Annotated in this window: 6 protein-coding genes; all 6 read left to right on the top strand. The window is 44.1% G+C overall.

Translation table 11 applies throughout. The annotated features are described in order from the left end of the window. The first annotated feature begins 109 nt into the window (after nucleotides 1-109). Complete coding sequence (locus tag WBA23_RS26215; RefSeq protein ID WP_424585232.1) at nucleotides 110-433, top strand: type II toxin-antitoxin system PemK/MazF family toxin; 324 nt, start codon at nucleotides 110-112, stop codon at nucleotides 431-433. Between the two features lie 69 nt (nucleotides 434-502). Continuing rightward, nucleotides 503-1,264 carry an MBL fold metallo-hydrolase gene (locus tag WBA23_RS26220; RefSeq protein ID WP_424585233.1) on the top strand — a complete coding sequence of 254 codons (762 nt, stop codon included), beginning with the start codon at nucleotides 503-505 and terminating at the stop codon, nucleotides 1,262-1,264. Between the two features lie 3 nt (nucleotides 1,265-1,267). Then, a complete protein-coding gene (locus WBA23_RS26225; RefSeq protein WP_424585234.1) occupies nucleotides 1,268-1,924 on the top strand; it encodes an alpha/beta fold hydrolase in 657 nt (218 codons plus the stop codon). Continuing rightward, entirely contained in the window at nucleotides 1,921-2,289 is a 369-nt protein-coding gene (locus WBA23_RS26230) for a hypothetical protein (protein WP_424585235.1), read from the top strand. Before WBA23_RS26225 ends, WBA23_RS26230 begins: the two co-directional genes overlap by 4 nt. 525 nt (nucleotides 2,290-2,814) lie before the next feature. Further along, nucleotides 2,815-3,966 (top strand): efflux RND transporter periplasmic adaptor subunit, encoded by a 1,152-nt coding sequence (locus tag WBA23_RS26235; protein ID WP_424585236.1) that lies wholly within the window; start codon nucleotides 2,815-2,817, stop codon nucleotides 3,964-3,966. A gap of 102 nt (nucleotides 3,967-4,068) precedes the next feature. Beyond that, nucleotides 4,069-6,166 (top strand): efflux RND transporter permease subunit (locus WBA23_RS26240; RefSeq protein WP_424585237.1); only part of this gene is annotated, 2,098 nt, incomplete at its 3' end.

A 6,166-nucleotide genomic window follows, 5' to 3' on the forward strand; every position in this document is an offset into this window, starting at 1 on the left:
CGGTTCAAAAACCCCGGCGAAATTGGGAAGAAGCTTTTCGGGAGATGCACGAAGCCGGTGATGATGAACTGCTGATTGATGATGTGTTTGAAGACGATAGCTGGGATTGATGAAGTTTGAGCAATACTGTATCGCCATCGTCAATCTGAACCCTACCATCGGCAGTGAAATTAAAAAAACGCGACCTTGCATCATTATTTCACCCGACGAAATGAATAAGCATTTAAAAAAAATAACGATTGCTCCCATTACTTCTCAGTCCAAAGCTTACCCGACTCGGATGGAAATAAACATCCGAAGTAGGCCGAATTGGGTAGTCATTGACCAGATACGAACCATAGACAAAAGTAGAATAACCCGAACCGTAGGTAAGCTGACTGACGGTGAAACCGCAAAGATAAAGGAAGTTATTAGGGAGACTTTTGTTGATTAAAAGGTTTATCAATGCGATAAGAGCCGCCCGTCGCGCAACCAATAGTCTAACTAAAAAAGCTATGATCTTATGAAACTAACACTATTTTTCACGCAGCTATTTATTCTTAGTGCCCTATCGGTTACCGCCCAGCGAACTGATTCCGACCAGTTAGAAACTAGTGAAGGAATGGTTACTATCCAACCCATTTTGCACGGCACGCTGGCACTGATGTGGAACGACCAGACCATTTACGTGGATCCCTACGGCGGGGCCGAAGCTTTTGCTGGGGTGGACGATCCTGATATGATTCTGATCACCGACATCCACGGTGATCATATGAACCTGGAAACGCTAAAAGCAATTGAAACTAAAGGTGTGCCGATGGTGGTGCCCCAAGCAGTGGCCGACCAACTTCCCAAAGAACTTCAGCAGCAACTGGTGGTGATTGGCAACGGAGAAACTATCGAGCAGTTAGGTATCGGTATTGAAGCCCTACCAATGTATAATCTGCCTGAAGCTCTGGATTCCCGTCACCCCAAGGGCCGGGGAAATGGCTACCTGTTAGGCATCGGGGACAAAATCATCTACATATCCGGCGATACCGAAGATATTGACGAGATGCGCGCTCTAGAGAATATTGATGTAGCCTTTGTTTGTATGAATTTGCCCTACACCATGAGTGTGGAACAAGCTGCCGATGCAGTGGTAGAATTTAAGCCGGATGTAGTTTACCCCTTCCACTACCGCGGTTCGGATGGTCTGAGCAACGTAGATAAATTTAAGCAGATCGTAGAGGGCGAGAACGAGAATATTGAAGTGCGCTTACGCGCCTGGTATCCGTCAAATTAAGGTATGGTGTTGTATTTCATTAGCGGTTTAGGGGCCGACGAGCGGGCATTTCGGTATATCAAGCTATCGGGTGCTGAAACACGATTTATTCAATGGATACCGCCTAAGAAAAAAGAACTGCTCAATGAATACGCCACCCGTCTATTGAATCAGATTGATACTAGCCAATCATTTACATTAATTGGGCTTTCTTTTGGGGGAATTGTGGCTCAAGAGCTAGCTAGCATGTTTCGTTGTGAGCGGCTGATTTTGATCTCCAGTGTAAAGCACCCTCAGGAACTGAGTCCGGCATTACAGCTTATTCGCCATAGCGGCTTGTATCATTTGTTTCCATTCCGGTGGGTAAAGCCTATTTTTAGCAAGGTAGCACCTTACTGGTTTGGCGCATTATCGAAACGCCATCGGGCTTTGCTTAAAGTTACTATTGATGAAACTAATAACGAGTTTGCCGAATGGGCCATTAAAACGGTGATGCGATGGAAAGGTAGTTCGGCAGAAACCACAACTCATCATTTACACGGTACGTTAGACCGCATTTTTCCCGCACATTACCTACAAAACTACGTAGCGGTAAAAGGTGGGGGGCACTTTATGATTGTTACCCACGCCAAGCAGATAAGCCAACTACTACAAAAATACCTAAAATTAGAAGTGTCATGAGTACCGAAGAGCGTTATTGCCTGGAGTGTGAAACTACTTTACGAGGTAGGATGGATCAAAAGTTTTGCTCCGACCAGTGCCGGAACAGCTACCATAATCGCCAAAACAGCGATGCCAATAAGTTGATGCGTAACGTAAATAATGCCCTAAGAAAAAATCGCCGAATTCTAGCAGAACTTAATCCTAACGGTAAGGCTCGGGTGCGAAGAGACGAGTTGGCCCGAAAGGGATTTAACTTTAATTATTACACCAATATCTACCAGACGAAAGGCGGCACAACCTATTACTTCTGCTATGACCAAGGATATATTATATCCGATGAAAAGTACTTTACGCTAGTGAAGAAAGAAGAGTACATAAACTAAGCAGCATCTTGCGAAAACTATTAATGAAAAATTCGCCTTTTTTAGTTAAATTTAGAGGTGTAAGATTTTTGTAAAAATCTCATTGCAAAAAAATAAATTTTATTTTTTCACGGAATAGTTATAAATTGCCGTAGAATTAATCGAACAGATTCTCAGCTAACGTTTTTTTAACTATTGAGCTGCTTTTGTAAAAAAAATAAATTAATAGCCGAGTTTTTTGGAATTTGTTCTAGCTTAGAAAGTGTTACATTAGAGTGGGATAGTCGCATACCCACAATTGAGTAAGGGAATGGGCTTATTTATATCTCCCCCTCCTTTTTTGGTAGATGAATTTGGAAGTACAGATTATCAACTTTTAGACTGTTATATTACATTTGCCTACTTATCGCAACGGGAAAAGTTTGCTTTCCTAAAAGCGATCAAGCTGAAAGTATAGAAAACGCGCAATAGTTAATACCTTTTCAAGTTCTACATATAGTGTGTTTACTCGTATAAATTAACATAAATTCATTTTTAATTTTGTCTATGAAAAAATCAATTCAGGGTCTGCTAATCGCTATAGTATCGGTTACATTAACCTTTACTAGCTGTACCGAAAAAGCCACAGTCGCTACGAAGCAAGAGGTACAGAACCTTCCGGTTACTCAGGTTTTGATGCGAGATACTACCCTGCATCGGGAGTATGTGGCGGACATCCAAGCCATTCAGAATGTTGAATTGCGGGCTCGGGTTCCCGGATTTTTGGAAAGAATTTACGTAGATGAAGGTCGGGAGGTGAAGAAAGGACAACTGCTCTTTAAGATTAACGACGAAGAATACAAAGCCGAGTTAGCTAAAGCCAAAGCTAATATGCAAAATACTATTGCTGAAGCTAAAGCGGTGGAGCTAGAGGTTGACCGCCTTCGGGTGCTGGTTGATAAAAACGTAATTTCTAAAACGGAGCTAGATGTAGCTCAGGCTCGACTAGAAGCGGTAAAAGCTCGCATCGCCGAGGCCCGTTCGGCTGAAACCAATGCTACTATGCGGGTTTCCTACACCAGCATTCGCGCTCCTTTCGACGGTATAATAGATCGCATTCCTCTCAAAACCGGTAGCTTGATTGAACACGGTACGTTGCTGACTACTGCATCAGATATTAGCAATGTATTTGCGTACTTCTATGTGTCCGAGAGTGAGTATTTGCAGTATATGAAGATGCGTGGTAACGCTGAAGCCAATTCTGATGAAGTAGGATTGGTGTTAGCCGATGGCTCGCATTATCCGCATATGGGGATGATTGAAACGATGGAAGGAGAATTTAAGGCGAGCACTGGCTCTATTGCTTTCCGAGCCCGCTTCCCCAATCCCGGAAAAATATTGAAGCACCGGGCCACTGGCCGTATTAGCTTGTCTAGCACTATTCTAAATGCGGTGATTGTTCCGCAGAAATCGGTATTTGAAATTCAGGATAAGAACTACGTATTTTTAGTAGATTCGTTGAACCAAGTGAAGATGAAAAACTTTATCCCTAAGACGCGTTTTTCTCACTATTATATTGTAGAATCGGGGTTAGAACCGGGCGACCGGATTGTTTTTGAAGGAATTCAGAATCTACAGGAGGGTATGCTGATTGAACCGCAGCACGTTGGGCTAGATAGCATCATCGCCATGACTCCACAAGAAGCAGAAGTATTATAATTTAATTTTAGTGTTTAGGTATTTAAGTGCTCATGTGTTCAGGTCAAATGTCAAAGAACACCCGAACACTTGAACACCTGAGCACATACTCAGCATTAGCATATGTTTGATATTTTCATTCGTCGGCCAATTCTTTCATTGGTCATTTCCTTATTCATCACTTTATTAGGAGCACTTTCATTTTTTACCCTTCCGGTTGAGCTTTTTCCGGAAATTGCCCCACCTTCAATAAAAGTACGGGCTAAGTACCGGGGTGCCAACGCAGAAGTTGTTTCCAATACGGTTGCCACGCCACTAGAAAAAGTAATCAACGGGGTGCCGGGAATGACCTACATGACGTCAGTTTCCAGTAACCGAGGGACTAACATTGTTAAAATATTTTTTGAGGAAGGCATCGATCCCGATCTGGCGGCAGTAGAGGTACAGAACCGGGTGTCTACCGTGGTAAATGACCTGCCCGATGATGTAATCAAAGCAGGGGTTACCACCGAAAAATCGGTAGAAGGCTTGTTAATGTACATCAACATCATGAGTGATGATGAAACGCTGGACGAAAAGTTTATCTATAATTTTGCCGATCTGAACGTACTACAGGAACTAAGACGGGTAGAAGGAGTAGGTTTTGCCGAGATTATGAGTACGAAAGATTACTCTATGCGTATCTGGCTAAAGCCCGACCGGATGACCGCCTACGAAGTATCTACCGAAGAGATTGTTAGTGCTATTCAGAATCAGAATATTGAAGCGGCCCCGGGCCTCACTGGAATCAGTAACGACAGGGCACCTCAGGTGCTTCAATACGTACTGCGCTATACGGGTAAGTTCTTTGAACCTAAACAGTACGAACAACTCGTTATCAGAGCCAGCGACGACGGCTCTATTCTCCGATTAAAGGACGTAGCCGATGTAGAGTTAGGAAACCTTAACTACGGAAGAATTGCTCGTACTGACGGACAACCATCGGCTTCCATTATGATTATTCAGCAGCCGGGTTCTAACGCCCGAGCGGTAATTCAACGGGTAAAGGATAAATTAGCTAGCTTAGAAGGTAGCACATTTCCGCCCGGCATGGAGTACAAAATTACCTACGATGTATCTCGCTTTCTAGACGCATCTATTAATGAAGTAGTTCGCACGTTAGTGGAAGCATTCATTCTGGTGTTCTTGGTCGTTTTTATATTCTTACAGGATTTTCGCTCTACCTTAATTCCGGCTTTAGCCGTACCCGTTGCCCTGATTGGAACGCTTTTCTTTATGGAGCAATTAGGTTTCTCCATTAATCTGTTGACGCTATTTGCCTTGGTGCTAGCCATTGGTATTGTGGTGGATAATGCCATTGTAGTGGTAGAAGCAGTGCACGCTAAAATGGAGGAGGAAGATATGGAGCCGCGGGAAGCCACGTTTGCCGCGATGAAAGAAATTAGCGGAGCGATTATCTCTATTACCTTGGTAATGTCCGCAGTGTTTGTCCCGGTAGCCTTTATGACTGGGCCAGTGGGAATTTTCTATCGTCAGTTCTCGCTCACCTTAGCTATTGCTATTGTAATTTCCGGTATCAATGCCGTAACGCTAACCCCAGCGCTGTGTGCTATTATGCTAAGGAACACCCACGGCAAAGTGAAGAAAGGCCCACTACAGTGGTTCTTCCGCAAGTTTAATAATGGCTATAATTCTTTTGCGAACGGCTACCGAAGCAGTATTACGTTTCTAGCGGGTCGACGGATAATTACGGTAATAGTACTACTCGGCTTTTTCGCCGCTACTTGGGGAGTGAATCAAGTCTTACCGACTGGCTTTATCCCAACGGAAGATCAGAGTATGATCTACGTGAACGTAACAACTCCCGCCGGAGCTACGGTAGAGCGGACCACGACAGTACTGGAGGATGTACAGAAAACGGCGAACGGCATCAGTGCCATAAGCTCGGTATCTACCTTAGCCGGTTACAGCCTTACCAATGGCTTATCCGGTGCTTCCTACGGTATGGGCATGGTGAACCTAAAATCGTGGGAAGATCGGGAAGAGACAATTCAGGAGGTGGTAGCACAACTGGAAGAACGAACGAAGTTTATCACTGATGCCAAAGTAGACTTCTTCCTGCCGCCTACGGTGCCCGGCTTTGGTAACTCCAGTGGGTTCCAGATGAAAGTACTGGACCGAACCGGCGGAGGTAATTTGCCCCGTATGGAACAGGTAACCC

The organism is Tunicatimonas sp. (genome assembly GCF_049647865.1).
Classification (GTDB): Bacteria; Bacteroidota; Bacteroidia; order Cytophagales; family Cyclobacteriaceae; genus Tunicatimonas.

Bases quoted from the DNA above. Each gene is read 5' to 3' on its own strand.
- WBA23_RS26215 (WP_424585232.1), top strand. From the start codon at position 110: ATGAAGTTTGAGCAATACTGTATCGCCATCGTCAATCTGAACCCTACC.
- WBA23_RS26220 (WP_424585233.1), top strand. From the start codon at position 503: ATGAAACTAACACTATTTTTCACGCAGCTATTTATTCTTAGTGCCCTA.
- WBA23_RS26225 (WP_424585234.1), top strand. From the start codon at position 1,268: ATGGTGTTGTATTTCATTAGCGGTTTAGGGGCCGACGAGCGGGCATTT.
- WBA23_RS26230 (WP_424585235.1), top strand. From the start codon at position 1,921: ATGAGTACCGAAGAGCGTTATTGCCTGGAGTGTGAAACTACTTTACGA.
- WBA23_RS26235 (WP_424585236.1), top strand. From the start codon at position 2,815: ATGAAAAAATCAATTCAGGGTCTGCTAATCGCTATAGTATCGGTTACA.